The organism is Limnofasciculus baicalensis BBK-W-15 (genome assembly GCF_024178385.1).
Classification (GTDB): Bacteria; Cyanobacteriota; Cyanobacteriia; order Cyanobacteriales; family Coleofasciculaceae; genus Limnofasciculus; species Limnofasciculus baicalensis.
The window spans coordinates 1-5,251 of record NZ_JAMZMM010000393.1 but is presented as its reverse complement, the minus strand read 5'-3'; the positions used below and the strand labels follow the sequence as shown (position 1 = coordinate 5,251).

Here is a 5,251-nt window from a genome sequence, read left to right as displayed (position 1 = left end):
GAATAGTATTAATGATATTTTCAACTAGAGATTTGCTATCTCTATTTTTATTATGAACTACAGATAAAGTCTTAGCAAAGCTAGTCGGTGATATCATCACCAGTTGACCCTGATAAATCTCAGCAGCAGCAAGAGAAACATCACTAGCATTATGTCCAACTACAGCTAAAATAGTGGGATTTTTGACAAACTCTGTAGCCAGTTTCTTGCCAATCTTTGGGTTATTATCATCATTAGCGATCGCAATTTTCAATCCCATCCCATTAATGCCACCATGCTGATTTACTTCATTTTGAGCTTGGGCTACTCCCCTTAGTATTTCTTGAGCTACATTTATATTGCTACCAATCGGAACGCTGACAGCAATGTTTAAAGCCTTGCTATTGCCAATTTTTGCATTATTTAGATAAATTAAAGTTTCTGGATCGTTGCGGGTTATTTCGAGTGATTTTTGAAACTTGTTAATAGCAAGTGCAAAATTTTTATCAGCTACAGCTTTTATTCCAGCTTCCTTATAAGAATTTGTGACTGAATCTAATAAAATTTTATCCCCTAAACTAATCCTATTTTTAGAATTATTCATTCCCATTGCAGAATAGAAGATTAAAATAGCGATCGCAAAAATAGCAAAGAACCCTATACTAGTAATTGCTATCCTTACTCTGATAAGATCGTCATACAAATCTTTCCACTTCAGTGGCTTTTCAGAGGGATTTTGGTAAGCAATCGGCAACCAAGTTGCACAAGGAAATTGACTCTCTAAACCTTGTAGTCTTTCTCTGGCTTGTCGTACTGCTAAATGAAATAATTGATTTTTAGCAAATGCTTGAAGAAAATACCTCAGAAATGCCTGGGCTATTTGATCCGGAACAGGTTCTCGCATTACAATTATTTGCGGAATATGTAAATCCGCTAAAGCTTGTGCTAAACCCAACCCATCACAGGAGTTAAAAATCGCCAGTTTTAATCCATTTACTTTGGCTTTTTTTAGAGCATATTTCAAATTTTCAATAGTTAAGTATTCAGTATCATTGATATAAAACCGCCCTTCATGATTGTCTTGACTGGAACTATGCCCAGCGAAAAATATAATTGACCAGCTTTGTTCCCATAAATGGTCATTTAGTTGTTGATGCTGTGGCTTGACTAAGAAAGTTAGTTTTGAGTTAGGTAACTGCCTCAATAACACTTCATCTTGTCCGACATCAATTCCTTGGTTACTACCAAAAATCCCTAGTATTTTGACTTTTGTTTTAGGATATAATTTTTCTTTTTTTTCTATAGTATCTAAAATACTTAAGACAAGTTCTGAGTGAGAAAAATACTGAAATAAATCGCACAAATGCCATGGTAATCGTTGTATTTGCTGGTTCGTAGACTCAATAAATATCCTAATTTCATCATCGGCTTTTAACGTAAGTAGTACTATTTCACGGAGGGATATAAATGACTCAGATTTCAGCCAATTATTCAGGCTATGGCGCACCAATTGAGCGGCGTTATTGCAGTCTTGGATGGAATAATTAGTTACCTGTGCCGCTGGTGCTTCTAAGCGAAATGGTAATCCGAGATAAAACCCTAAGTTAAAATAAATGTCTTGCCAGCGACGGTAGTTTTGGATAATTTCCGGTGCTGGTGGGAGACTACCGCTACTTTCTATGGAATGGCTAGCACCATCTTCCCCAATTCTTACTCTAACAGGAAAACCCTGTTCAAAACTACCATTTAGAAATTGAAAAATAACGAATTTACCCATGACTCTTTCTCATCAGTATTACCAAGATAGCCCCACGACAGTGAATTTTATCAAATTACAAAATCTTCTCTAATACTGGCAACACCTAAACCTACTTCGACAGTGAAATGTTCTCCCACATTACCGCTAAACTGTAACTGAATAAAATTATCCGCATTTCTCGCTTCAGCTTCCAAGAATTTTACCCCAGATTCATCGAAAACGGTTAGCCGAATAGAAGGGGGCAGATAAGTTACAGAAACAGTTGGATGAACCTGTATAATTATGTGAGTTTTTTGATTAGTTTCCGGTATTATAGTAACGACTAAAGCAACTGGATAGCCAGCGAGTTGTATACCTAAATCAATTAATTTAGCCCCTCTCAATATTACTTCTGAATCATCAAATCTCTTTTCTCCTAACTGAATTGTTCCTCTAAAACTCCAAGCTAAATTTGCTGTATGTAAAAGAGATTCCATACTCTGCCAACCTCTCTGAAAGATATTCTCAAACCAACCGCTTAAGTTCACTAAATTCAATGGATAGGTGAATTTTATTTCAAGGCTATTTTCTTTGATTATAGTCTTTTCTTTTGGCACTTCTTTGAGATAATTGATTTGGTCAATTAGAGTATCCAGCGGTTGAAAATCAGCAATCTTTAGTTCCTCTGGCGGATTAATAGCATCAATAGGAGGAACAAATCCTAAAAGCTGCACCTCTGAGAGGCTTTCACTAAACTGTATGCCAATATAACCAATGCGGTTTTCTGTCACTTCAGGGGGTAAGTAGAAGACTGTCTCTCCTGGTAAAACTGGGCGACACTCTAACTTGCCAATACCAGGTAAAACCAAATCAGCGATATCAAATACAGCTTGGTTTCCTGGATGCCAACTATCACTTTGATTTAGATTTGTTTCAATTTCTAACCAATTCATATAGCTATGGACAGCGTAAACAGCCAAGGTATTAAGGTAAACTCGTTTACCCTTTTGGACTGTAGCTTGTTGAGCAGCAAATCTGCGAGCAAAGTCATGGGCTTCTCTGCCTAGTGGAATGGTTAATAGAGAAATTTCTGTGTTATTCATGGCTCTCAATCTGAATGATATCCTAGGCTAATGGCAATTTCTTGTAGAAGTTTTAAACAACTTCTTTTCCAGTGTTTATTAAGAGTTTGGTAGTTCACATCAAACTCTCTGGCTAGAGTAGCTAATCTGTCAGGAGGATCTTGTAATAGTAATCTCTGACTGAGTAATTGGCAGTTGCATTCCGAACATTGTTGGGGATGGCAATTTCGTAATCTTCCGTTTCTGTCTTCTTGAATATACCGTTTTAATCTGATACCAATACGCTCGGTTTCCTCTGTTTGAAGTTGTTCAATATATCCATCAATTCCAGTCAAATTGGGGGCGTTAATACCTGTTGCTGATAGATGTTCTAAATAGTGTCTACTTGTTTCTTCTCCACTAACTAATTCATCAAAACTAAGTGGGGCACGGTTATCTGGCACATACAAGTTGTGAATTCGCCAGTAGAGATAACCATTGATCCATTGTACTAAACTTGCTTGAAGTGAGGGGGAACGCGACTCAAAGTTTTGGATATTTTCGCAAATCCACTTATAAGTTCGATTCAAAGCATATAAATAGTCAGGATGGGCAGATTTTGCTAACCCAGGTAAATGTTGGATGGCAATTAGTAGTCGATTCACTGCTTTTTGCCTCTCCGGAGTTGGGGAAGGGTGTTTGGCAACCTCTGCAATCAGTTTTCTTAGTTGTTCATCCATTTAATTTGGCAGGATTATACAAAAAAATTATAAACCAGATTGGCTCAAAGGTACAAATTCATATCCATTAAGAGATTGAATACTCGGTTGCACCTTAATTAATATCGCTGCACCATTACGATCTCCTGTCGGTAAAAATTCAATTTTCCCTGTCGCACCATTCGCGGTAAATTCTGGATTAGAGAATACTTTTTGCAATCCACTACGACTGATATTTCCCTGCTTTAATCCAGTAATAATTACTTGAGTAGCATCATAAGCTGTAGCAGTACGCCAATTAACTTGTCCACCCCACAGGTTAGCAGCATTAGTAGTAAAATAATTCCGGGAAATGGCTGCGGGATGCCAAGGAACAGCTAGTACCATGTTCATGACATTTGCTTGTCCATACTCTAATGTTTGGGATGTATATAATGTAGGAGAAGAAAATAGTGCTAATTGTCCTTTATTTGCTTGTGCTAATTCGATAGCTTTGTTAATTCTGTCCACATGGGGGGCTAAAATTAAACTATCTGCTCCAGCTTTAATTGCTCGATCAACTACCGCGCGAGGGTTAAAATTACGTTCAGAAAAATCACAAGATATATTGATCGACTTCCCCCCATCAGAATATATAGCAGTGGTAACCTCATTACTAAATGACATATTATCTACGGCTTGAGAATCAGAACATATAGCAACTTTGCTTTTATGAGCTGTTTTAATCATATAATCGGAGAGAGTATTTGCCACAAAGTCAACACTAGGGACAGTACGAAATATATAATTACCCTGACTGGCTTGAGTGGCAATTTCCGATAAACTCTTAGCAAAACTCGTCGGGGAAATCATTACCAACTTATCCTGATAAATCTGGGCAGCAGCAGCGGAAACATCACTGGCATTGTGCCCCACTACTGCTAAAATATCAGTATCTTTGACAAACTCGGCAGCAATGTTTTTCGCTATTTCTGGGTTATTGTCATCATTCGCGATCGCAACTACTAATCTTCTGCCATTAATACCACCCGTGCGATTCAATTCATCTTGAGCCTGAGCGACACCACGTAGTATTTCTTGAGCGACATTCAGATTGCTACCAATGGGAACACTGACAGCAATTTCCCAAGTTTTGCCGATACTTAATGCTTTGGCATTATTGAGGTAAATTAATGTTTCTGGATTGTTACGATTGACTTTGATCGATGCTTCTAGTTGGGTAATAGCCGCAGCAAAATTGCCATTACCAAAGGCTTTAACTCCGGTTTTTTTTTCATTATTGATATCATTATTGACTAAAATAGTCTCTCCTAAACTGATTCTATCTCCTTGGGTATTTCCAGATGATAGCTGTGGATTATTAGCCATGAGATTAGTTAATTTTTGTCCAGATTTGTACCCAAAAATAACTATGCCAACAGTAAGGATTAGAGATATAGTCAGAATCTTGGTTTCTTTTTGGTATTGCATGACTAGTTAAAACAGAATAATGTAGTTGAGTTAGGAGTTCAGAGTTAGGAGTTAGGAGTATGCGCTTCGCGCAGGCTACGCCAACGGTGTTTTCCCTTGACTTTTTTCGTGATAGTTACCAAAACTCTGATAATAATATCGCTTTCTTGCCTAAGAGATTTGACCTTTTCTGGGTGAATGGCTTCTGATTCAATTAATGCTCCTAACTCCTAACTCCTAACTCCTAACACCGTTGGCGTAGCCGCCCTGAAAGGGCTACTCCTAACTCCTAACTCCTAACTCCT

At 37.7% G+C, this 5,251-nt stretch carries 4 protein-coding genes; all 4 read right to left on the bottom strand.

Annotation, left to right across the window (positions count from 1 at the left end; genetic code table 11):
* Positions 1 to 1,756 (bottom strand): ABC transporter substrate-binding protein (locus tag NJ959_RS25155; protein ID WP_254014497.1); only part of this gene is annotated, 1,756 nt, incomplete at its 3' end.
* A gap of 50 nt (positions 1,757 to 1,806) precedes the next feature.
* Positions 1,807 to 2,820 (bottom strand): DUF1822 family protein, encoded by a 1,014-nt coding sequence (locus NJ959_RS25150; protein WP_254014496.1) that lies wholly within the window; start codon positions 2,818 to 2,820, stop codon positions 1,807 to 1,809.
* Positions 2,821 to 2,825: 5 nt separating this feature from the next.
* Positions 2,826 to 3,518 carry a hypothetical protein gene (locus NJ959_RS25145; RefSeq protein ID WP_254014495.1) on the bottom strand — a complete coding sequence of 231 codons (693 nt, stop codon included), beginning with the start codon at positions 3,516 to 3,518 and terminating at the stop codon, positions 2,826 to 2,828.
* Positions 3,519 to 3,545: 27 nt separating this feature from the next.
* Positions 3,546 to 4,967 (bottom strand): ABC transporter substrate-binding protein, encoded by a 1,422-nt coding sequence (locus NJ959_RS25140; RefSeq protein WP_254014494.1) that lies wholly within the window; start codon positions 4,965 to 4,967, stop codon positions 3,546 to 3,548.
* Positions 4,968 to 5,251 lie beyond the last annotated feature (284 nt).